This window comes from Altericroceibacterium endophyticum (assembly GCF_009827595.1).
Lineage (GTDB): Bacteria > Pseudomonadota > Alphaproteobacteria > Sphingomonadales > Sphingomonadaceae > Altericroceibacterium > Altericroceibacterium endophyticum.
Map to the genome: position 1 here is coordinate 347406 of NZ_WTYT01000005.1, position 22179 is coordinate 369584.

At 59.4% G+C, this 22179-nt stretch carries 22 protein-coding genes; 10 read left to right on the plus strand and 12 right to left on the minus strand.

Going from position 1 to position 22179, the window contains the following annotated elements; translation table 11 throughout:
• Positions 1-33: 33 nt before the first annotated feature.
• Together arsC and GRI91_RS12770 are read right to left on the minus strand one after the other, a co-directional pair.
• Complete coding sequence (gene arsC / locus GRI91_RS12765; RefSeq protein WP_160737062.1) at positions 34-378, minus strand: arsenate reductase (glutaredoxin); 345 nt, start codon at positions 376-378, stop codon at positions 34-36.
• Positions 379-936 carry a (2Fe-2S)-binding protein gene (locus GRI91_RS12770; protein WP_160737063.1) on the minus strand — a complete coding sequence of 186 codons (558 nt, stop codon included), beginning with the start codon at positions 934-936 and terminating at the stop codon, positions 379-381.
• Between the two features lie 148 nt (positions 937-1084).
• Between GRI91_RS12770 and GRI91_RS12775 the strand changes: the two genes are divergently transcribed.
• From GRI91_RS12775 to GRI91_RS12795, 5 genes are all read left to right on the plus strand, one after another.
• A complete protein-coding gene (locus GRI91_RS12775) occupies positions 1085-1624 on the plus strand; it encodes a 2,4'-dihydroxyacetophenone dioxygenase family protein (RefSeq protein ID WP_160737064.1) in 540 nt (179 codons plus the stop codon).
• A gap of 14 nt (positions 1625-1638) precedes the next feature.
• Positions 1639-2496 carry an SDR family NAD(P)-dependent oxidoreductase gene (locus GRI91_RS12780; RefSeq protein WP_160737065.1) on the plus strand — a complete coding sequence of 286 codons (858 nt, stop codon included), beginning with the start codon at positions 1639-1641 and terminating at the stop codon, positions 2494-2496.
• A 13-nt stretch (positions 2497-2509) separates the two neighbouring features.
• On the plus strand, positions 2510-3631 hold the full coding sequence (locus tag GRI91_RS12785) for an NAD(P)-dependent alcohol dehydrogenase (RefSeq protein WP_160737066.1): 1122 nt from the start codon (positions 2510-2512) through the stop codon (positions 3629-3631).
• Positions 3632-3898: 267 nt separating this feature from the next.
• Positions 3899-5269 (plus strand): MATE family efflux transporter, encoded by a 1371-nt coding sequence (locus GRI91_RS12790; RefSeq protein WP_160737067.1) that lies wholly within the window; start codon positions 3899-3901, stop codon positions 5267-5269.
• Positions 5270-5324: 55 nt separating this feature from the next.
• Positions 5325-6782 (plus strand): NAD-dependent succinate-semialdehyde dehydrogenase, encoded by a 1458-nt coding sequence (locus GRI91_RS12795; RefSeq protein WP_160737068.1) that lies wholly within the window; start codon positions 5325-5327, stop codon positions 6780-6782.
• 44 nt (positions 6783-6826) lie between these two features.
• Here the strand turns inward: GRI91_RS12795 and GRI91_RS12800 are convergent, their stop codons facing one another.
• A complete protein-coding gene (locus GRI91_RS12800; protein ID WP_160737069.1) occupies positions 6827-7189 on the minus strand; it encodes a winged helix-turn-helix domain-containing protein in 363 nt (120 codons plus the stop codon).
• Positions 7190-7266: 77 nt separating this feature from the next.
• Here GRI91_RS12800 and modA point away from each other — a divergent pair, with 77 nt between their 5' ends.
• The 3 genes from modA to GRI91_RS12815 are packed head-to-tail and all read left to right on the plus strand — an operon-like array spanning position 7267 to position 9400.
• Positions 7267-8091: a molybdate ABC transporter substrate-binding protein gene (modA, locus tag GRI91_RS12805; RefSeq protein WP_160737070.1), complete on the plus strand. Its 825-nt coding sequence runs from the start codon at positions 7267-7269 to the stop codon at positions 8089-8091.
• A gap of 6 nt (positions 8092-8097) precedes the next feature.
• Entirely contained in the window at positions 8098-8787 is a 690-nt protein-coding gene (modB, locus tag GRI91_RS12810) for a molybdate ABC transporter permease subunit (protein WP_160737071.1), read from the plus strand.
• Entirely contained in the window at positions 8777-9400 is a 624-nt protein-coding gene (locus GRI91_RS12815) for an ATP-binding cassette domain-containing protein (protein ID WP_160737072.1), read from the plus strand. The genes modB and GRI91_RS12815 overlap by 11 nt, the downstream gene beginning before the upstream one ends.
• 292 nt (positions 9401-9692) lie before the next feature.
• On the opposite strand, the gene GRI91_RS12820 is transcribed toward GRI91_RS12815, so the two are convergent.
• The 8 genes from GRI91_RS12820 to GRI91_RS12855 all read right to left on the minus strand — a co-directional run bounded on the left by GRI91_RS12820 (position 9693) and on the right by GRI91_RS12855 (position 19222).
• A complete protein-coding gene (locus GRI91_RS12820) occupies positions 9693-11021 on the minus strand; it encodes a TolC family protein (protein ID WP_160737073.1) in 1329 nt (442 codons plus the stop codon).
• A complete protein-coding gene (locus GRI91_RS12825; protein WP_160737074.1) occupies positions 11018-12304 on the minus strand; it encodes an HlyD family type I secretion periplasmic adaptor subunit in 1287 nt (428 codons plus the stop codon). The genes GRI91_RS12820 and GRI91_RS12825 overlap by 4 nt, the downstream gene beginning before the upstream one ends.
• Positions 12304-14007, minus strand: coding sequence for a type I secretion system permease/ATPase (locus GRI91_RS12830; protein WP_160737075.1), 1704 nt, complete (start codon positions 14005-14007; stop codon positions 12304-12306). The genes GRI91_RS12825 and GRI91_RS12830 overlap by 1 nt, the downstream gene beginning before the upstream one ends.
• A 441-nt stretch (positions 14008-14448) precedes the next feature.
• Complete coding sequence (locus GRI91_RS12835; protein ID WP_160737076.1) at positions 14449-15981, minus strand: SulP family inorganic anion transporter; 1533 nt, start codon at positions 15979-15981, stop codon at positions 14449-14451.
• Entirely contained in the window at positions 15978-16673 is a 696-nt protein-coding gene (locus GRI91_RS12840; protein WP_160737077.1) for a carbonic anhydrase, read from the minus strand. Before GRI91_RS12840 ends, GRI91_RS12835 begins: the two co-directional genes overlap by 4 nt.
• Before the next feature lie 138 nt (positions 16674-16811).
• Entirely contained in the window at positions 16812-18146 is a 1335-nt protein-coding gene (locus tag GRI91_RS12845; protein ID WP_160737078.1) for an ATP-binding protein, read from the minus strand.
• Positions 18143-18853 (minus strand): response regulator, encoded by a 711-nt coding sequence (locus GRI91_RS12850; RefSeq protein WP_160737150.1) that lies wholly within the window; start codon positions 18851-18853, stop codon positions 18143-18145. Before GRI91_RS12850 ends, GRI91_RS12845 begins: the two co-directional genes overlap by 4 nt.
• Before the next feature lie 60 nt (positions 18854-18913).
• Positions 18914-19222: a hypothetical protein gene (locus GRI91_RS12855; RefSeq protein WP_160737079.1), complete on the minus strand. Its 309-nt coding sequence runs from the start codon at positions 19220-19222 to the stop codon at positions 18914-18916.
• 149 nt (positions 19223-19371) lie between these two features.
• On the opposite strand from GRI91_RS12855, the gene GRI91_RS12860 reads away from it, so the two are divergent.
• A complete protein-coding gene (locus GRI91_RS12860) occupies positions 19372-20499 on the plus strand; it encodes a transporter substrate-binding domain-containing protein (protein ID WP_237437852.1) in 1128 nt (375 codons plus the stop codon).
• Between the two features lie 65 nt (positions 20500-20564).
• Here GRI91_RS12860 and GRI91_RS12865 read toward each other — a convergent pair whose 3' ends face one another.
• The gene (locus GRI91_RS12865; protein WP_160737080.1) at positions 20565-20951 is read right to left on the minus strand and encodes a c-type cytochrome; all 387 of its coding nucleotides are present in this window, start codon (positions 20949-20951) and stop codon (positions 20565-20567) included.
• A gap of 173 nt (positions 20952-21124) precedes the next feature.
• Here GRI91_RS12865 and GRI91_RS12870 point away from each other — a divergent pair, with 173 nt between their 5' ends.
• On the plus strand, positions 21125-22087 hold the full coding sequence (locus GRI91_RS12870) for a helix-turn-helix transcriptional regulator (RefSeq protein ID WP_160737081.1): 963 nt from the start codon (positions 21125-21127) through the stop codon (positions 22085-22087).
• The last annotated feature ends 92 nt before the right edge of the window (positions 22088-22179 follow it).

Genomic DNA, 22179 nt, shown 5'->3' on the forward strand with positions numbered 1-22179 from the left:
AGGCTGCGTCCTATTCCGTATATGTTGGGATAATTAGAGGATTTCTTTGATCTTTTCAGGCGGGCGGCACAGGCGGACGCCCTTGCCGGTCTGCACCAGCGGACGTTCAATCAATTTGGGGTCGGCTGCCATAGCATCCAGTACCTCTTCATCATCGGCATCGGGCAGACCGCGTTCCTTCGCGTCTGTTCCGGACAGGCGCAACCCGTCTGCGGGCTTCATTCCGGCTGTACGATAAAGTTGTGCCAGAGTGTCACGGCTGGGCGGATTCTTGAGATATTCGACAATTTCCAGATCGATGTCCGGATGCTCTTCCAGCGTCGCCAGAGCCTGGCGCGACTTGCTGCATTTGGGGTTATGCCAGATGGTCGCTTTCACTCAATCAAGTCCTTCATCTTCAACCGGATTAGCCAGCGCGGGAACGGCCCGCGCGGCATCCTCTGCACTGATACCGGGCGCCGGTGCCGCGCTGATTGTTTCGCGGCGCAAGGCGACCCGTCCGGCACGCTGGATAGCACGCACAAGGCGCGGATAAACCCCGCAGCGGCAAAGGTTGTTTATTGTTTCCCGGATTTCCGTCTCCCCCGGCACGGGCGATCGGTCCAGCAACGCCGCCGCCGCCATCGTGATCCCGGGGGTACAAAAACCGCATTGAATGGCCTGTTCTGCCACCAGAGCTTGCTGCACAGGATGCGACCGGTCGCGGGACAGCCCCTCTATAGTGGTGATGTAGCGGCCCTCTGCCTCTCCGATCGTGACGAGGCATGATCGCAGAGCCTCCCCATCCACCAGCACCATGCAGGCGCCGCAATCACCCACGCCGCAGCCATATTTGGTGCCTGTCAGGTTGGCCGCATCGCGCAATGCCCAGAGCAAAGGCGTGTCGCGGTCCATATCGAATTGCACCGGCCGTTCATTAACAGTCATTTTCGACATGCCCTGTCCCTAGCGCGGCTCAGCCCCGCGCGCCAGCGGATAGATTGGACTGCTCGCCGCGTGACAAAATCAACCAAAGGCGCAATGATGGCGCACACATCGAATCCGGCCCAATAATCGGAGCGATGGGGATAAATGGAGAGGATATATGGCAAGTCAGATGAAAGCCCCGCCCTCATCGCGCAGGCAAATCGTGGACGTTCCCAATAACTACAAGCACCTGGTCGAACGGCTCAGCCCCGGTGGGCGCTATATCGACGCGCAAACCGACGATGATTCCCCTTGGGTTCCCTTTGGCGACAATGCCGCGATCAAGCATCTGGCCTTCGATGTGCGGCAAAACCAATATTCGAATATCTTGTGGGTGAAGGGCCCCGGCACGATCGGCACACATCTACACCGCGGCACGGTGACGATGGTCACGCTGGAGGGTAGCGTACGTTATCTGGAATATGACTGGGTCGGCACTCCCGGCGGCCTAATTCTGGAAACGCCGGGCGAAAGCCACACTCTGGTGACCGATCATCCTGAGGGCTGCAAGCTGTTTGGCTGGATGCAGGGGCCAATCGAATTTTACGATGAAGACGCCAATTTCGTCGAATCGGTCGATGTCTGGTGGTTCATCAACCACTATGAAACCCATTGCCGCGAGCACGGCCTCACTCCCAATCCTAAACTCTATCTCTGACTGGTGAGCGTGACATGAAAACACTTGATCAATTCGATCTTTCGGGCCGCTCTGCCCTGATTACCGGGGCGGCCTCCGGGATAGGCCTTGCCTATGCCGAAGCCGCTGCGGAAGCCGGTGCTGGTGTCACACTGACCGATCTGGATGGCCAGGGCGCAGAACGTGAAGCGGCGCGCCTCCGCAGCGAAGGATATGATGCCCGCGCCCGGCAATGCGACGTGGCCGAACTGGATCAGGTGAGCGCCGCCTTTGATGGGCATGTCGCTGATTTCGGGGGCTGCGACATCGCCTTTGCCAATGCCGGATGGGATGCCGGAAATGGTTTCTGGACACCCGAGGGGAAGCGCAATCCTGAAGGACAGATCGATCATTATGATCCGGAGCTCTGGTATCGCTCAATTCGCATCAACCTGACCGGCGCCTTCCACACAGTGCGCGAAGCGGCGCGGGTGATGAAGGAGAACGAAAGCCGCACCGGCAGGCGTGGCGGGTCGATCGTCATGACATCCTCCAACGCGGCGGAAGTGAATGAAGCGATCGTCGGCGTCCCCTATATGCCCGCCAAAGCCGGGTTGAAGCACTTCATGCGCCACATGGCCTATGAACTGGCCGCTTTCGGCATCCGCGTGAATGCCATCGCGCCGGGTCCCTTCGTGACCAATATTGGCGGAGGCTGGCTCAAAAAAGACCCCGCCGCGCGCAAGGCGTGGGACGAGCTGGTGCCGGTGGGCGCGGTGGCGGAAACCTATCAGATCAAACCGCTGGCCTTGTTGCTGGCCTCCGATGCAGGAAGCTATATGACAGGTTCGCACGTTATGATTGATGGCGGGATGCAACTTGGCCCCGTCAAACCATTAGATTTCGATGATTGAGGAACTGAAAAACATGGCAACCCAAGCACGCGCCGCAATTTGCAACGGCAATTCTGAACCCTTCAAGATCGAGGATGTCGAGCTGGCCGAGTTGCGCCCCGATGAATTGCGCATTCGCGTCGTTGCCTGCGGGATTTGCCATACCGACATGGCGGTGCGGGATCAGCAATTGCCTGTACCCCTGCCCGTCGTTCTGGGCCATGAAGGCGCCGGAATTGTCGAAGAAGTGGGCGATGCTGTTACCTCTGCCAAAGTGGGCGACCGCGTGATCATGAGTTTCAACAGCTGCGGCCATTGCCCCAGCTGCGAGATTGAGGCCCCCACCTATTGCTATAATTTCTTCCCGCATAACTGGTCCGGCGGGCGGCCCGATGGCAGCGCGACCGTGCTGAAGAATGGCGACAAGATGAATGCCAACTTCTTTGGCCAGTCCAGCTTTGCAACCCATGCAATTGCGCATGACCGCAATGTGGTGAAGGTGCCGGACAAGGCCAAGGATCTGCCGCTGGAACGCCTCGCCCCGGTCGGCTGCGGGCTGATGACCGGCGCAGGTGCAGTGCTCAACAGCATGAAGGTTCGCGCTGGATTGCCGGTGGCAGTTGTCGGTGTCGGCACGGTGGGCATGGCCGCGATCATGGCCGCCAAGATTGCCGGGGCTGATCCGATCATTGCCGTTGATATGAATGAAACGCGGCTGGAAATGGCAAAGGAACTGGGCGCAACCCATACCTTCAATGCCAAGGATGATGCGATGGGCAAGATCAAGGATCTGCTGCCGCAGGGACTTGGCTATGCCTTTGACACGACCGGGATCAACAAGGTGATCCAGGATCTCTTCGGCTTGCTCGCCCCCATGGGTATCGTCGGCATGGTCGGCGCATCCGACCCTGCTGATATGCTGAAATTCAATGAATCCGAATTCATGGGCGGCGGCCGCCGGGTCATGGGCATTCTGGGCGGCGACAGTGATCTTCAGCACTTCCTGCCCCAGCTGATCGAATATCACATGAACGGCCAGTTCCCCTTCGACAAGCTGATCGGCTATTTCCCGTTTGAGGACATTAACGAAGCATTCGAAGCCAGCGAAAGTGGGAAGGTGGTAAAGCCGGTCTTGCGTATTTCCGAAGAAGCCTGAACCCCGCGCGCGGCCGTCATGCAGGGTCTGCACCAGCCTTTGGCGGTGAAGACCCTGCCCGATCCACCCCCTGCACGGACGAGATCGTGGTGTATGTCGGCCGCTGCGACACCGTGCAAGGATGCGAGCAATACCCGCTGCACGGCGGGAATTACGCTCGATATGCAGATGTGCTGCCCCGGCCAATCCTTGCATCAAAGCGCCGCTCGGCGATTAAAGTCGGTGCAGCACTAGGAATGCACGACCGGCCACCCATCTAAAGGGCGCATGGCCGAAAAACACATTGCTCGTCTCACCCAAGGTTCCATAGTCGGCCATCTGGTGGGACAAACAACGCCCGCAATAATTGGCATTTATGCCATCGTTTCAGTCGGACTGACCGATGCCTATTTCATTGGCCGGGTCGGCGGTGACGCTTTGGCGGCGGTCAGCTTCATCTTCCCGGTAATTACCGCGCTTTCCAGCCTTGGCGTGGGCGTCATGGTCGGCGTGGCCTCGGTCGTGTCGCGCCTGCTCGGCGCCGGGAATGCGGAACAGGCGGTGCGCCGGGCCAATCTGGGCATAGTGCTGGCCATGATGCTGGGCCTGCTGCTGGGCCTGACTCTGTTTCTCCTGCGCCAGCCGCTATTCCGGCTGATGCAGGCGGATGATGCGCTGCTGCCGCTGATCGATGATTACATGACGCCCTATGCCATCGGCTTCCCTCTGTTGCTGATGATGAACGGGATCAATGGCGTGCTACGCGCGCAAGGCGCGGCCAAACGCAGCACCACAATCCTGATGGCCTATGCGCTGACCAATCTGGTTTTCGACCCTATCCTGATTGACGGTGCCTTTGGCTGGCAGGGCTTCGGCATCGCCGGGGCATCCTATGCCACCCTGCTGGGCTGGCTGGTCGGGCTGGTTACCGGCTTTACCCTGCTGCAAAAGAGCCAGATCCGCTTCAGCCCGGCCAGCTTGGGCCGCGCCCATTGGAAAGACGGGACGCTGGCGATTTTCCGGGTTGCAACACCAGCAGCCTTTTCCAATTCCATCAACCCGGTCGGCCTGTCCATTCTCACCGCCTTTCTGGCGAGTGAGGGTCAGGCCGCAGTGGCTGGGTTTGGCGCGGGCGGACGGTTGCAGACCTTTGCCGTCGTGCCGCTGCTGGCATTATCAAGCTCAATCGGCGGGATTGTAGGGCAAAATTGGGGTGCCAAACGCTTTGACAGGGCGCGTTCGGCCATGCTGGGCGCGGGCAGTTTCTGCCTGCTTTACGGTCTGGCTGCGGCCTGCGCGCTCTATTTCACCAGAGGCTGGCTGGCAGAGCGATTCAGCGATGACCCGCAAGTCATTGCAGCAACCATGCGTTATCTGGAAATCTCGGTCTGGGGTTATGCCGGCTATGGCCTGCTGATTGTCTGCAACGGTGCGCTCAATGCGATTGACCGGGCCGGCACCACTTTGCTGCTCTCGCTCGCCCGCGTTCTGCTCGTCATGGTGCCGATGGCATGGATCCTCACGGCCAGCATGGGTGCCGATGCAATCTATCTGGCCGAATTGTGCTGCAACCTCGCCGCGGGCGCTGCGGCAATGGTGCTGGTCGCCTGGGTATTTGGCCTCATTGGCCATGGGGCAAAAGGTCACAGCGCAAACTAGGCTCAAAATTCGTCCTCATGCATTGGTCTGGTAAAGCGATAAAGGAACCAGACATATGCCCACTCCGCGCAAGACGCTGACGCAATCAGATCTCCTCATCGAAAAGGCACTGATCGATGGCGACTGGATCGCCGGATCTCAGCAGCCCATCACAATAGATGATCCCTTTACCGAGGAGGTTTTTGCCGAAGTCCCCTCGCTTAGTGAAGAGGATACGCAGCGCGCGATCACAGCGGCCAGCAGTGCCTTTCCGGAATGGGCTGGCCGCACAGCGCAGGAACGCGGAAAATTGCTGCGCCGCTGGTTTGATCTGATTGCCGAGAACCGGGATGATCTGGCCACTCTCATCACGCTGGAAAACGGCAAACCTTTCGCCGAAGCGCAGGGCGAGGTGGATTATGCCAATGGCTTCATGGAATTTTATGCCGAGGAAGCCACCCGCACATTGGGGGAAATTATTCCCGCCAATCAGCCGGGGCGCCGGATGCAGGCCGACCGACAACCCGTAGGTGTTTGCGCGGCGATTACCCCCTGGAATTTCCCGCTCGCCATGCTGACGCGCAAAGTCGGCCCAGCACTCGCCGCTGGCTGCACGATGATTGCCAAACCGGCCAGCCAGACGCCGCTTACAGCCCTAGCCTTCGCAAAATTGGGTCAGGAAGCCGGCATTCCAAAAGGCGTGTTTCAATGCCTGACCGGCAAAGCCAGCGTATTGGGTAACGCATTGACGCAATCCCAGACCGTCCGCAAACTGACCTTTACGGGCTCCACGGAAGTGGGCGTAAAGCTGTATGAAGCATGCGCCCCGACGATGAAGAAAATCTCCATGGAGCTGGGCGGCAATGCACCGCTGCTGATCTTTGACGATGCCGATCTCGACAATGCGGTGGAAACCGCGATGACCGCCAAATTCCGCAATAGCGGGCAGAGCTGCGTCGCGGCCAATCGCATCTATGTGCAGGATGGTATCCGCGATGCCTTCCTTTCCGCCTTCGCCTCCAAAGTGAAGGGCCTCACCGCAGGTGACGGCTTTGCCGAGGGAACCGATATCGGCCCGCTCATCGACCGCGACGGCCTCGCCAAGGTCCGCGAACACCGCGACACTGCGTTGCAGGCGGGCGCAAAGTGCCTCGCTGGCGGCAGCGATGCGGATGGCCGTTTGTTCACGCCCACGCTGATCGCCGATCTGCCAAAGGACGCGAAACCGGCGCAGGAGGAAACCTTCGGCCCGCTCGCCAGCGTCTTTGGATTTACCACTTTCGAGGAAGGGCTGGAGCTCGCTAATGCGACCCCGTTCGGCCTTGCCGCCTATCTGTGTGCATCCGATCCGCAGACCATCGAACGCGCCAGCATGGGGCTGGAAAGCGGCATGGTCGGGATTAATACCGGGCTGATTTCAACGCCACTTGCCCCCTTTGGCGGAGTAAAAATGTCCGGTCTTGGCCGTGAAGGCTCCCACCATGGCATCGCCGAATATCTGAATGTGAAATATCTCTGTCAGGCGCAGCTATAAGCGCCGCCCGGCCGCCGGAATTCCTGTCGCAAGAATAATGTGCGTCAGGATTCCTGCGGCGCGGCGCGCAGCGCATTTTCAAGGTCTCGGCAGGCATCACCCTCGGCCCGTTCAATCAGCTGCGCAGTCAGCGCGCGATAGGCGGACAGAGCCGCATGGCCAGCGGGGGTAAGACAGGCGCCGGCACGCTCCCCGCCACCGGGCCGCGTTTCCACCAAAGCCTCCCGAAAACACCGGTTCATCGTATCAACCAGCAACCACGCACGGCGATAGCTCATGCCCATACTGCGCGCCGCGGCAGAGATGGAGCCCTCGCTGGCAATAGCCTCCAGCAGATCGGCCTTGCCCGGCCCCATCGCGATCTCTTCCCCGCAATAGAGCTGAAGCTTGATTTTCAGATGCGCCATCGACTGTCCCTTGATGTGAACGGAATAGAGCAGAAACGGCGCTGGACCAACTATATATGCGCGGATATAGCGCTGTCATGACCAGCCCTCCTTCCCATCAGGCACACCGGACGTGGCAAGCGCGGGCGCTCACACTGATTTTTACACTCTTTGCTCTGGGGCTTGCCGCTTGTTCGCGCGCTCCATCCCCCGATGAAGGCCCCCTGGTCCTTGCCGCGTCGAGTATGCAGGAGGCGATGCTGGATGCCGCCGAGCAATGGCATGATTCTGGCCATCCAAAGCCCGTTGTCGCCTTTGCGGCATCGTCATCGCTGGCTCGCCAATTGCTGCATGGGGCACCGGCGGATCTCTTTATCTCCGCCAATCAGGACTGGATGGACAGCGTCGAACCGGCTGGATTACTGCGCGCCGGTAGTCGTGCCAATTTGGTCGGTAACGAGATTGTACTGATCGCGCCCAAAGGGCAAAACCAAGCCATTAATCTCAGCGATAGCAGCAGTTTTACAGCGGCGCTGGGCGACCGGGGGCGCCTTGCGATGGCCGATCCGCAGGCTGTGCCAGCCGGCCGTTATGGCAAGGCATCGCTGGAAAATCTGGGTCTATGGCCGGATTTGTCTGACCGCATCGCGCCAGCGGATAATGTTCGCGCCGCACTGGGTCTGGTGGAAAGCGGGGAAACGCCACTGGGAATTGTCTATGCGACCGACGCCGCGGCGGCATCCGACCGGGTGACAATTATCGCGCGTTTTCCGGAAACATCTCACCCGCCAATCCGCTACCCCCTCGCGGTACTGGCTGGCTCTGCCCATTCCGATGCAATGGATTTCCGTGATTTTCTGCTGTCTCCTCAGGGGCAGGCAATTTTCGTCAAACATGGCTTCTCAGCCGGGCGGGCGGAATAGACCGCGATGTTCAGCGCCACGGAATGGACGATTATCGCTTTGTCCCTGCGGGTCAGTCTGGTGGCCATCGCGCTGACATTACCGCTGGCCTATGCGCTTGCCTGGCTGCTGGCCCGGCGCAGCTTTCCGGGCAAATTACTGCTGGATGCGGCCATTCATTTGCCGCTGGTCGTGCCGCCCGTGGTCACGGGCTGGTTACTATTGCTGACATTCGGGCGCAACGGAGTGCTGGGCAACTGGCTGGAAACGCAGCTCGGCATTACGCTGATGTTCCGGTGGACCGGGGCGGCGCTGGCTGCCGCGATCATGGCACTCCCCTTGATGGTGCGCGCCATGCGGCTTTCGATAGAGAATGTCGACCGGCGCCTGATCCATGCGGCCCGCTCGCTCGGAGCCTCACGTTTTCATGCCTTCCGGACCATCACCCTACCTCTTTCCATTCCCGGAATTCTGGCCGGTGCAGTGCTGGGCTTTGCCCGTTCGATCGGCGAATTTGGTGCAACCATAACCTTCGTGTCCAACATCCCCGGCGAAACACGCACCCTTCCGCTCGCCATCTACACCGGCCTGCAGGTTCCCGGCAGTGAAATGGCCGTCACGCGACTGGCTCTGATATCAGTGGCCTTGTCAGTCGGGGCGCTGCTTTTCTCCGAAGTGATGATGCGCAAGGCAGGCCGGGACGCACATGTTCTTTGAGCTGAACCTGACCCATCAGATTGGCGGCAGAACGCTGGAGCTGAATGCACGTAGCGCAGCACTGCTGACCGGGCTGGTCGGGCCTTCCGGTATTGGCAAGACTTCCATCCTGCATTGTCTGGCCGGCCTGTCCCGCCCTGCCAATGGGCGGATATCCATCGGCGGAAAGCTGCTATTTGACAGCAGCTCCGGCATCGACCTGCCGCCAGAGCAGCGCCGCGCAGGCGTGATTTTTCAGGATAATCGCCTGTTCCCGCATCTGCGCGTGCAACAGAATCTGACCTATGGGATGAAGCTGACAGCCCCGGATGAGCGCTGGATCACCTTGCAGGAGATGTGCAGCTTTCTGGCGATTGAGCACTTGCTGGATCGCTACCCCTCCACACTGTCGGGCGGTGAGGCACGCCGCGTGGCGATCGGCCGCGCATTGCTGGCCGCACCGCATTTCCTGTTGATGGATGAACCGCTCACTTCGCTTGATCCTGCGCGGGCGGAGGAAATTTTGCGGCTGATAGAGCGCATCCGTGATGAATTGCGCCTGCCCATTCTCTATGTCAGTCATAACCCCGAAGAGATCGATCGGCTGAGCGGATATGTGATCCGGATGGAATAGATCCAAAACCTGGCACGCGTTAGACCAGAGCATGGATGATGCTATCGTGTCTTTGCGTGAACGCCGGTCCCTGAACATTCCGCTCATTCCGGCAAAGATAGCAGGCGGGGCCACTCCTGACCTGGTCGCTTTCGTATGCCATGTGGGCGGATTGGGCTAGCTAGGTCTCGGGTCAAGCAGTGCCACCTATGCCTTGTTGGTGGCAGAAACCGGGCTGAGGCAGCGTCCTGGCGAAACCATTCCGGCTCCGTCTCACAAGCTTATGTTCAAATGTTTCCTGTTAATTAGTCCATCAGGGCGCCACATCCGTTAACCTGCCAAGCAGAGCGAGAACCTGAATCCGCTGACGAAGCGAGGCATAGCGTGACCGGATTGCGGAAATTTCCGATAGGGCGAGATCCGCTTCAGCCCGCTCATAATCCTGATACGGCCGCAGACCGCGCTCAAATTGTTTCCTGACGGCATTGACCTCGTCGCGCTGCGCAGAAGCGGCGTTTTCGCGCGCTTCAGCGAGATCGGCATAGGCGTCCACACGCTGCATACCCTGCAGAAGATCGCGCCGGTAAACGCGCTTCAGCCGGTCAATTTCGCTCGTCGCAGCTTCCATGTTGGCCCAGGCTTCCTCGCGTTCTCCGCCAAAACTGCCGCCGCTGAATATGGGCATGGACACATCCAGCCCGATCTTCTTTGCTGGCTCCCACTCCTTGGTGAAGTTGTCATATTGATAGGCCCCGACACCTTCGATTGAAATCGTCGGACGCTGGACCCGCCGCGCCAGTTCGACATTCGCCTCCGCCGCATCACGCGCCGCCTTGGCGCCCAATATTGCCGGGGCAAGGCTGGTGGCATGCTGCACATCAAAATCCGTGGGCAGCGGCGGAACGGCCAGCAAGTTCGGCAACTCCTCTGTCTGTGAACATGGCAGCAGTGCCAAACCGGTTTCAATGGCCAGTTCGGTTTCCGCATTGCGCAATGTCAGTTGTTGCTCCACCCGCTGCGCCGTTGCCGAGGCCACTTCGGCACGAATGCTGCTGGCTGTCGCCACAGTGATCAGCCCGCGATCGAGTCGCCGATCGACACCTTCTGCCAGGGCGAGAAAGCGGGCCTCGCGGCTTTTTGAAACCGTCAGCCGTTCCTGAGCCTCCAGCACCGCCAAAAAGGCAAGCCCCGCCGCGGCACGGCTTTGAATCTGGGCATCGAGGATGTTGAATTTCGCCTCCCTTGCGCGGGCGGCGGCGGATTTGAGACGATAATGCCCCTGTCCAAAATCATAGATCCGCTGTGATGCGATAATACCGGTCTGGGTATTGGCACGCCCATCAACCAGCCCGCTATCCCCATCGGCCCCCCGGGCATATGCGGAAAGACTGGGCAGCCCGGTGCCACGCTCTTTCTTGATCCGCCCCATAGCAGCACGTTGGCGGGCCTTGGCAATGGCGATCTCAGGACTGGTTCTGGCTCCTGCCCGCAAAGCATCGGGCATGGTGACACAGCTTCGCTGAACAGAAGCCACCATCTGGGCCTGCGCCTGCCTGACCGGCAGTGTCACACCGCCAGCAAGCATCCCGCCAACAGCCGCAAGAGCAATGGGTCCCACGGAAAGAGACGCAATCCGGCTCATGAACGCGCTCCCCGGCGGATGGTCGCGGTCAGAGGTTCCAGCAGATAGTCGATCAGCGTGCGCGTGTGCCCGGAGGCGATGAAGGCTTCCACCGGCATGCCAGGGATGACCGATGAATCCATCTGCGCCAGTTCACTCGCGCTCATCCGAATACGTGCTTCGTAAAAGCTGTAATCGCCAGAGGGGCTGGTTTTCAGATCAGCACTAACCTGCGCGACTTCACCCGCAAGGCTGGGAGTATCCCATGATGCGAGGCCGGAAAAGCGCGTGCGCACTTTCAACCCGCTATAGACATTTTCGATATCTGACGGGCGGATTTCCACGGTGGCGAGCAATTCGTCATTGTTGGGGACGATTTCCAGAATGGGTTCCCCGGCACGCACCACGCCGCCTGTAGTCGTATAGGCCAGATTCAGGATCGTCCCAGAGGTCGGCGCGACGATCATCGAACGATCAACGACATCCTCCATCGCGGTCAGTTTCTGCGCAAATTCAGAGCTTTTTGCCCGCGCCTCCACCAGTTGCTGCGCGATTTCCTCGTCAAATTTCGCCTGTATCTGCGCGATTTGTTCGCCCAGTTCCTGAACCTGCGCCGCGTCAGATTGGCGAGCAGTCGTCAGGCGGCCGATTTCGGCACTCAAACGCGCCTCGTCCCGCTCCAGCCGAATGACTTCATCGGCGGGGATCAGCTGTTCTGCCAGCAAGTCCCGCTTGTCAGCCAGTTCGCGGCGGACAATTTCCAACTGACGCAGACTGGAATTTATTTCCGTCTCAGAATTGCGGACAGTCTGCTGCAAGCCCGCGCGCCGGGCAGCGAGAACGGAGATGTCCGCACTCAGTTTCCGCTTTTGCTGTTCGAATAATTGGGTCTGCCGGCGGATGATCTCGTCAATCGTGGCAGCATCGATCATGCCGAATTCAATACCGTCGGGCTTGAAGCTGTCGCTTTTGCCGGACAAGGCCAGCAGGCGGGCAATCGTGGCACTGATATCGGCATAATCGATCGCCACCTGGTCGCGGCCCGATACGGCCGATACGTCCCGCAAGACCATCAATGTCTGCCCCGCCTGGACAATATCCCCCTCGCGGACCAGGATATCTTCGATAATCCCGCCTTCAAGATGTTGCACGACACGCCGGTCGGTGTCGCTGGTGACTTTACCAAAAGCCGTCACCCCTTCTGCCAACGGTGCCAGAGCGCCCCACAGAAGGAACAGGCCAAGTGCGCATCCGCACGCGATCAGGGCTCTTTTGAGCCAGGTATCTTCCAGAATGGCTTGCATTATTCTGCCCGTTTCGTTTCTTGATTTTGCGCAACGGCAAGGGGTGCATCGAGGTAATCGCGCGGGGTTGCCGAGGCGACGCGATGCGGCGACATCAACACGACACGGTCGCATTTCTCGATCAACCGAGGGTCGTGTGTGGCGACGAGAATGACCGCGTCCCGCCGTCTGGCATTCATAAGTGCCTGAAACAGAGATTCATGCAGGTGCCGATCCAGATTGGCTGACGGTTCATCCAGCAATAAGAGCACAGGATCGCCGTAGAAGGCCCGTGCCAGGCTGACGATATGCTTCTGCCCCGCAGAGAGATGCGTCCCGCCCGGCCCGACCCGTGTTTCATATCCATCGGGCATATTGAGAATGGTGCGGTGGGCGCCGGCATTCTTGGCCGCTTCGATAACGGATTCCGGAGTGGCTTCACCAAACCGCGCGATGTTTTGCGCAACTGTTCCCGGCAGCAATTCCGCGCTTTGCGGCGTGTAGCCAACATAGCGGCCGCGATCATCCGTAGCCCAGCGGTGAATGTCACGCCCACCCAAACGTGCCGTTCCGCCCAAAACGGGCCATGATCCGGCCAGACTTTGCAGAAGTGTCGTCTTACCGGAACCTACACTGCCGACGAGGGCGGTGAGGCTGCCGGGCTCAAAACTGACCGAGAATTTCGGAACCAGCGGCTTCGTTCCCCCAAGGACAGCGATTTCGAGATTTTCCGCCACGAGCTGAGGATCGGGACGTGGCATCGGCATCACTGCTTCGGGCCGCTCGGTTGTGACCAGCCTGACGCCCAGTTCACTCCAGGCGGTACGGGTACGGATCAGTTGCCGCCAGATTCCCACCGATTGATCGATGGGAGCCAGCGCACGCCCCAGCAGAATGGAACTGGCGATGATAACACCAGGCGTTGCCTGCTGTTGCAGCACCAATACGGCGCCCAGTCCCAGACTGGCGATCTGCAGCATTTGCCGCAAGCCGCGCGTCACCGATGTGTAGGCGGCGTTTTCGCTGGCCGTGTCGAGCGAACGCCCGCCAGCGGCGTCCTTTCTCTCTCGCCAGGCATTATAGGAAGACCCCACCATCCCCATCGCCAGAATAGCTGATTTCTGCTGCTCCAGGCTTCCGGCATAGGTTGAGGTTGCGGTTTCTGCAGACTGCGCAGCCTCTACACGGGGCCGGCCGACATGCTCCCCGATTGCGGCGATCGTTACCATCAGGATGGCCCCGCCCAGCCCCAAGGCGCCGATCAGCGGATGCGCCACGAACATGATGGCAATGAAGAAAGGCGCGAAAGGCAGATCGAAAAGCGGCAGCGCCATCCCGTGTGAAAGGAAATTATGCAAAGTCGTCAGATTTTGCTGATCCTCCCTCAGCTGGCCGGAAGACTGGCTGGACAGGCCCTTGGCAAAAACTGCGGAATCATAGAGATTCTGTAACCGAACCGCTGCCAATGCCGATGAACGCCGCCGTGCGCCTTCGCCAATTGCGTAAACGCCAAGCATCACCACGGCGATCATCGAAACAAGCGCCAGGGTTTCCAAAGAGCCGGATGTGAGCACCCGGTCATAGACTTGAAGCATGTAAAGCGGCGACACCAGCAGCGTGATGTTCACCACCAGAGTGAAGATGAATATCGCCTTCGCATAAGGCCCGAGTTCCCCCTTCAACAAGGTGATCAGAGGCCCGTGCGGGGCACCTTTTTTAGCCATTGCTTTGCAATCCTCTTACACTGGAGCAGCGGATCGCCGCAGAGGAGTGTGCCCCCGCAGCTGCATCGAATACCGTCATTCTAGGCAGCGGGACCAAGGTGGCACGCCGAACTAGATCCAATCTGGAGTGATTATGCGCAGTCTGGCGTTTGGATGATCGCGGCTGCCGAAGCGCAACCGGCGCGCGAGCGTGTCGGCACAGCGGTTCCCCCCTTAATGAAGGCCGCCTGCGCGCTATAAATAGCTGCATTTTGAAGCTGTTCCCTTACCCGTTGAATAAGGGAAAATATCGGTCCGTATCGGTGCGAAACAATCAGTGGCTCCACCTATAGAGGCCATAAGAAAGGCCGCTTACACGCGATGTGCAAGCGGCCTTGAAAGTTAAAAAGCGGGACCGGAAGGCTCGAGGGGACAGGCCCCCCGGCCCCTAAGTGGAAAGGTTCAGGCTGCGTGACCTAATCGGTCGAGCAAGTGCGGCGGACCGACAACTTCCACTGCCGTCCCCTTATCGCGTCGCCGGGCCAGCCATTCCCGCATCATCTCCATGGTCGTGTGATCCATCGACCGGGTCTGATGCAGATCGAGCTTCACCTGTTTGCCGAAAGGAATCAGCTCAAGCCGTTTGATCAGACGGGTCAGGCTGACAAAGGTGGCAGAGCCAGCGAGGGCAACGTGGCTTTCCTCATCATCATGCGCTTCATCCACCTTGAGTTTCAGGCCGCGCCAATGTGGGATCAATTCCAGCGCAGTCAGGGCCAGACCGGTCAACACGCCCGTCAGCAAATCGACCGTTACCACCAGGACGAAGGTCGCCGCCCAGATCGCCGCAGGCAGAGCGCCGTAGGAAGTGTAGAGATGCCGCACATGTTTGAGGCTTACCAACCGCCAACCGGTCACCACCAGAACACCGCCCAGCGCCGCCATCGGGATTTCCCGCAAGAGCCAGGGCAAGAGCGACACGAAGCCGAGGATCCAGACACCATGAAGGATGGTGGAAAGCCGCGTTTTACCGCCAGCCTGAACATTGGCCGAACTCCGCACGATAACCCCGGTCATCGGCAAGGCGCCTGCCGCACCGCAGAGCAGATTGCCCACACCCTGTGCCCGCAATTCCTTGTCATAATCGGTCCGCGGGCCATCATGCATGCGGTCCACCGCGGCCGCGGATAACAACGTTTCCGCGCTGGCGATGAAGGCAATCGCAATCGCTGCAACCAGCACGGCCGGCTGCATCAGCGGCGCGAGAAATCCATCGCCGGGGAGTACGATGGCTCCGGTGATCGATTCCGGCACATCAATCCGGGTAATGTTGAGATCAAAGCCCCAGGTAACCAATGTTGCGGCAACCACGCCCAGCAGAGCGCCGGGAACCAGCCCCATGCCTGCCGGACGGATTTTTTCCCAACCCAGCATGATGCCGATGGTCAGCAAACCGACGGCGAGCGCCATTTCGGTGGCAGCAAGATTGGTCGGTTCAAGGCCGAGAACACGCGCCGGCATGGCTGCAATATTCGCCAGCCCGCCTGACAGCGGTTGCGCATCAAAGAGCACGTGAAACTGACCGATCACAATCAGCGCGCCGATCCCCGCCAGCATACCATGGACCACGGCCGGAGAGATGGAGCGGAACAGCCCGCCAAGCTTCATCGCCCCGGCGGCGAACTGAATGACACCCGCCAGCACCAGCACCGGGCCCAGCGCAGACAGGCCATATTCGGTAACAAATTCAAAAACCAGCACGGCCAGACCAGCCGCCGGACCGCTGACCTGCAACGGGGACCCGGCAAAGAGGCCCACGACAATGCCGCCGATGATCCCTGTGATCAGACCTTTTTCAGGCGGCACGCCCGAGGCGATGGCGATGCCCATGCAGAGCGGCATCGCCACCAGGAACACGACAATCGATGCCGTAAAATCCCGCGAGAAATGGGCAAAAATGCCCGTTTTTTCTCCGGTGGAAGCAGCAGCACTCATTCGGCAGCCTCCAATTCGATATTTGCATGGCCGTGACGGGCGCGTGCAGGCAGGGCCACGGGCAGCTCTTCATCTTCACGCAGCGGCACGAATTCACCGGTTTCACCATTCAGGCCCAGCACCTGACCCGCGTGAATATCAACAAACCAGCCATGGAGTGCCATTTCCCCGCGTGCGATGGCAGCGGCGACGGAAGGATGTGTGCGCAGGTGAGCGATTTGCGCCATCACATTTTCAAGGCTCAGGGCACGAACGCGTTCGGTTCCTTCAAGATCGGGCTGGCAGCTGTCCACAACATGCGATGCCGCCGCACCGTGGCGCAGCCATGCCGCAACATTGGGCATTCCTTCGAGCATTTCGGGCTGGCTGAGTGCCTTCATCGCGCCGCAGTCAGAATGGCCGCAGACAATGATGTCGCGTACCTTTAGCGCCGCAACCGCAAACTCAACCGTAGAGGAAACGCCGCCATTCATGGTTGCATAAGGCGGAACAATATTCCCCGCATTGCGGCAGACGAACAGATCGCCGGGCTGGGCCTGCATAATCTGTTCGGGCACGATCCGGGAATCGGCGCAGGAAATCATGAGTGCTTTGGGGCTCTGCCCATCGGTCGTCAGCTTGCTGAACAGGTCGCTGCTATTTGGAAAAATGGTCTTCTCGAAGCTGAAGACACGGCCAATCAGTTCATTCATTTTCAGACCCTTTGCTTGCATGTTCCGCAGTGCATTTCGCGGAGTGGATGCCAGACATACGGTCAGGTGATTTCTCGAAATTGGCGCCTTTGTAAAAATATGTTGCTGCGCAGCAAAATCTCTGCCCGCGCAGAGAAATCAGCCGTTCTGCTGCGAATTCCCGGCGAGGCATGGCAGGGTCAGCGTCGCCTGCAAGCCTCCGCCATCACGATTGACCAGCGTGAGCGTCCCGCCCTCTGCGCTTGCGATGCGGTCAACGATGGCCAGACCCAGCCCCATTCCCGGTGTCGTTCGCGCTCTGGCATCATCGAGCCGTACGAAAGGTTGTAACGCATCCTTCAGCCGGTCGGCGCGTATCCCGGGTCCGCGATCCTCCACGATCAGCGATACGGTGGCGGTCCTTGCATCATATTTCAGCCGTACAACCGCACTGCCGCCATAATGGACGGCATTCTGGATCAGATTGGTCAGTGCACGGCGCAGCGGCACGACATGGGCCGTGATTTCAAAATGATCGGGCCCTTCATAGCGTGCGTCATGCCCTTCATCCTGCGCATTATCGATCAGCGTCTCCGCCATCGCGGCCAGATCCAGCCGTACCGGATCGCCGCGCGTATCTTCGCCATCGACAAAGGCCTGCATCGATCCCAGCAGCGCCCGCATTTCATCCAGATCACGCAGCAGGCCGGTGCGCTGATCCTCCGTCACAGGCAGATTTTCAAGCCGCATCTGCAGCCGCGACAATGGGGTGCGCAGATCATGGCCAATAGCGGCAATGGTTGTGGTGCGGTTGACGATCAGTTCATGAATCCGGTTCTGCATCGCATTGAAAGCGCAGATAAGCTGACGAATTTCAGACGGCCCTTTTTCGGGAATGGCTTCGGGCCGGTCCTCCCCCACCCGCGCACTGGCCTCCACCAATTTGCGCAAAGGGCGCAAGGCCGCGCTGACCAGAACGGCCGCCAGCAACACCAGCAACAATGCAGGCAACAGAATACGCGCAATTCTTCCGGCATTCAGCGACCATGTATCATTCAGATAGGTACGGAATGACAAAGTGGATTGATCGCTCAGCACCAGCGATCCGGTAATGTCGCCGCCATCGCTCAAAGCCGAGAGATGCAGGCGCAAAGATGTGCTTGCCAGATCCGGCTCCGCCGTCAGAATTTGCTGGCGCAAACCATCCAGTTCCAGATTGGGGACAATTTGCGGACGGTCGCCCGCCCAACCGATCCGGAACCGCTCCGTGCTCAGCTCTCGCGCTATCTCGCTGCGCCGTGCAGGCGCCGTGTCATCCAGCAATCGGTGTGCCACCACCAGATGTTCGGCCATGCGCTCCGCATCTTCTTCCTGCAAAGAAAACTCGTTGGCGCGTTCAAACAGCAGGGCATTGGCGAGCAGATCGATCCCGACCACCAGCACGAAAATCGCCAGTAACCGGCCAAGCAGCCCGGTCGATCGAAACCACTTCAAGGTCGCTCGACCTCGGCATTGAACATGTAGCCGACACCGCGCACGGTAACGATCGGTGCCTCTCGCCCTGCTTCGGACAGTTTTCGGCGCAGCCGGCTGACCAGCACATCGACGCTGCGGTCGGATGAATTGCCCAGCCGGCTGCGCGATAATTCGATCAGTCTTTCACGCCCGATCACGCGCTGACTTTCCTGAACAAAGGTGGTCAGCAAATCGAATTCGGCGCTGGTAAGGTCCACCAGGGCGCCGGTGGGTGAACGCAATTCGCGGCGAGCAAAAGACAGCGACCAGCCATTGAAACGGACTTCGGTTGCGCGCTTGCGCTCCCCTTCACCATCGCTGGCACCGCGCCGCAAAACCGCGCCGATCCGGGCGAGCAATTCCCGCGATCCGAACGGTTTGCCGAGATAATCGTCCGCGCCCAGTTCGAGCCCGAGAATTCGGTCCTGCTCGCTCCCACGCGCGCTGACAAAGATCACCGGAACTTCGCTTTCCTTGCGCAACTGGCGCAGCAGATCGATGCCATTCGTGCCGGGCAACATGATATCGAGCACGATCAGATCGGCGGGCTGATTATCCAGCGCCACCCACATCTCCGCCCCCGTTGCCACGCTGCGGACACGATATCCATGTTCCTGCAAGGCGCGCGCGGTCAGCACCCGCAATTGCGGGTCATCTTCCACCAATACAATCGATGCGGCACTCATGCTGTGGGGCGACTTATCCAAAATATTATCCCGACCGAATAGGAGTGCTGAGCGAAGCCATCAAGAGCCGAAACGAACCCGCGTTTGCGGAACCGTGTCGCCCTTGCCCTGATTTCCCTTGTTGCAGCGCGCAACCTTGCGCGGTCCGCGATGGCACACCGCGCCCTGCTCTGCGCGGGCAGTCTCTGCCTTGCTTCTGGCCGCCTGCTCATTCCTGCGCTCCGCAACTCTCGCCGCATGACAGGCGGAGGTCTTGTGACGATAGGGGTGGCAGCGCCGGGCCAGGGCAGCTTCCGGCTGCGCGACCGCATCGAAACCGGGCGTCACGGAGGTTGCCGCACCAGCAGCGAGCAACAGGGACATCAGCATTCTTCTCTCCTCGGTATTATTCTGCGTCGCCCGATAATCCCCTTCACATTGCTCAGTCTTTTTCATAGCGTTTCAAAACATTGCTGGCCTGCTGTTTGCCCGGAGAAATTTCGGCGCTGCCTGTCAGCAGCCAAGAGGGGGAGCAGAAAATGGCCGATCAATTTTCAAGACGGATTTCGCTTATCTTGCGGATGCTGATCAGCATGGTGCTGATGGCGCTGGCCGTTAGTGCGCAGGCGCAGACACAGGCTTCCCCGCAGGAAAGTACCGCCGAAAATGGCGCAAACTCTATGGTGGTCGCCACCCGCGAAGCACCGCCCTTTGCGATGAAGAACGAAGATGGGGAATGGCACGGGCTCGCCATCGAACTTTGGCGCAATATCGCCGAAGGAAAAGGCTATGATTACCGTTTCGTGGAGAGCGATCTGGCGGGCATGATCGATGGGCTGCAAGATGGCCGCTACGATGCCAGTGTCGGCGCGCTTACCATCACGGCTGAGCGGGAGGAACTGGTTGATTTCACCCATCCATTTTACGCCACCGGCTTCGGTATCGTGACGCGCAAATCGTCCCCCGGATGGCTCAATCTGTTCAACAATTTCTTCACTCTGGGCTTCCTCAAAGCGGTGCTGGCATTGTCCGCCCTGCTGATGCTGGTGGGTGTGCTGTTCTGGCTTGCCGAGCGCAAACACAACACAGAGGAATTTCCCGAGGGAGCACGGGGGATCGGTTCCGGCTTCTGGTTTTCAGCCGTGACGATGACCACGGTCGGCTATGGCGACAAAGCGCCGCGTTCCACTGCGGGCAAGATATTGGCGCTGATATGGATGTTCGCCGCCATCATTATCATTTCCACATTCACCGGCATGATTGCTTCCTCCCTGACGGCAGGACAGATTTCGGGCGCCATTTCCGGCCCGGACGAACTCGACAGCGTGAAAGTCGGCTCGATCGAAAAGTCGGCGAGTGATGAATGGCTGTCCGATCAAGGGGTTGGCTTTTCCCATTATCCCGATGTGGCGGCAGGACTTGAAGCCGTCGATGCCGGTGAGCTGGATGCCTTCGTCTATGATGCGCCGCTGCTGCGCTACAGCGTCAAGCAGATGCAGTTGGGCAATCTGCGCATGCTGCCGGGGAGTTTCGGTCGGCAGGATTATGGTATCGCACTGCCGGCCGGTAGCGCTCTGCGCGAGCCGATCGACATCGCCTTGCTCAGAGAAATCGAAAGCCGGTCATGGCGTGACGATCTTCAGAAAATGCTTGGCAAAGGCGACTGAATTTAGGCCGCGACCCTGTTGCGACGCAAGGGCTTCGGCCTCAGCCTGACTGCGTAGCTACCGGATTAGCGGCCCGGTTCCTGCGCGATATAGATGGCCAGCGCCTCGATCTCATCATCATTCAGCGATCCGGCAAAAGGCGGCATTGGCCCGCCCCCATTGGCAATCCGCCCAGCGATATATTGGATGCTCCGGTGCCCTTGATCGAGCGATGGCCCGGCCTGCCCATGGCCGCCCGCATCATGGAGAACGTGGCAGGCACCGCAGGACCAGTCCTGAAACAATTGCCGCCCCTGCTGCATGGTTTTCGCCGCCGCAGGCTCACTGCCTTTGGGTGCCGGGCCAGCCGCCTGCGCCTCTGAATGCCCCGCAGCGGCAAAGATCATCAACAGCGGTGCCATCACCATTGCGCTGCCGGCCAGACTATTGGCTCGCTTGTTTGATAATATCATCGGCCTCTTCCCAGTATTTTCTTGATCTTCTTGCCAAAAATACGTCTCATAATACGGATATGTGGCAGTAATTGGGAGAATTGCGATATTTATCCGTTGGATAGAGCCGATTCGAGACTCTATTTCCATTGGCCAGAGTAGATAGCTTTCAAACGATAACAAGAAGGCGATGCATGGAGAGGGCACGATTTCACGAAGATAGCAGCTGGAGCTCTTCCGGGCTGTCGCAGCGGGCTGCTATCCGCGAATGGCAGGATTGGGCTGCCTGCACGATCGCGCCGATTGATGTGCGGGTATTTGAACAGCAGCACTTTCAGGCACGGTGGGAAAGTCAGGCGCTGGGCCATTTGCAGATGCTGCATATGCATGCGCCGGCGCAGCGGGTGGTCCATTGCGGCCAGGATGGCAGCGCAGGACAAGCGCCCCCCACGATCCAGCTGATCTACACGCGCAAAGGTGCGCTCGACACGCATATGAACGGGCGCCGCTTTGCCATTCAGCCGGGCCAGTTCGTACTGCTGGACAATACCCGGTTTTATCAGATGGAAATGCAGACCCCGCATGACGTCGTGGACCTGATGATGCCGCAAGGTTGGCTCGACCGGTATCTGCCCGATCCCGGCGAGTTGTTGGGCCGCCCAATTGATGCCCATACAGGCTGGGGCTCACCCCTGGGCGCCTTGCTGGAAACCATGCTTGCCGGGATGGACCGCTCCCCCCTTCCCCGTGCCATGATCGCGGATCAACTGGGCACATTACTGACCCTGGCAAGTGGCATTCAGAAATTGCCGCCCAGCTATCAACGCCACCAATTGGCACAGGAAATCCTGAACAGAATCAAACGTGACTTCCGCGATACGGAGCTGAGCTGCAGCGGGATGGCGCATGATCTGGGCATTTCGCAGCGCAGCCTGCAGGCGCTGCTTGCGCAACAGGGCACAAGCTTTACTCAGGAGCTCAACACCACAAGGCTGGAAAACGCGGCCGAAATTCTGACTGAGCAGCATGGTCAGAACCTGCCGATCAGCGATATCGCCTTTCGCTGCGGCTTCCTCGATCCCGGATATTTCACGCGGCAATTTCGCAAGCGTTTTGGCGTGACGCCCAGCCGCTGGCGCATGGGCGGAACTGCCTGAGGTGTAAAACCGCTCTGCGCATTTGTCCTATTTGCATTGCGCGCGAATCCTTTGGTCCGCCACTGGCTGCCCCTAATCTGCCTTTCCAGAGA